A 489-nucleotide genomic window follows, 5' to 3' on the forward strand; every position below is an offset into this window, starting at 1 on the left:
TGGCGGCGAGGAGGAACTCGTCTCTTGCGCCGTTTGGACCTCGCAGGCGCAGGCGGTCCATCCTGAGGATGCGCTTGAGGTGCGCGAACAGCATCTCGACCTTCTTTCGCTGACGGCGCGAGACCAGATAGGCGTCGGTCGTGGCGATATCGCGGGCGAGATCCCGGGCGCCCTCATGGACGGAACGCAGGATCTTGCGCGCTGGCTGGGTCGGGCAACAACGTGTCTTGAGAGCGCAGGCGTCACAGTCGAGCTTGCTCGCTCGGTAGCGCAGCATGCCGTTCTCATCGACGAACGGACGATCCTCGCGATACACCTTCTGTCTTTGGCGGAGCCGGTTGCCGGCGGGGCAGATATAGCTGTCATCCTCATGATCGAAGGTGAAGGCCGAGCGCTCGAAGGTGTCATCGCGGCGGGCGGACTTGTCGAACACCGGGATGTGCGGCTCGATCCCGCGCTCCTCGACCAGCCAGGACAGGTTCCTGGCAT

At 64.0% G+C, this 489-nt stretch carries 1 protein-coding gene; it reads right to left on the bottom strand.

Annotation, left to right across the window (positions count from 1 at the left end; translation table 11 throughout):
* Window positions 1–489: transposase (locus AX692_RS14430; RefSeq protein ID WP_196491801.1), on the bottom strand; the 489-nt coding region annotated here is incomplete at both ends.

Source organism: Erythrobacter donghaensis, assembly GCF_001557325.1.
GTDB lineage: Bacteria > Pseudomonadota > Alphaproteobacteria > Sphingomonadales > Sphingomonadaceae > Erythrobacter > Erythrobacter donghaensis_B.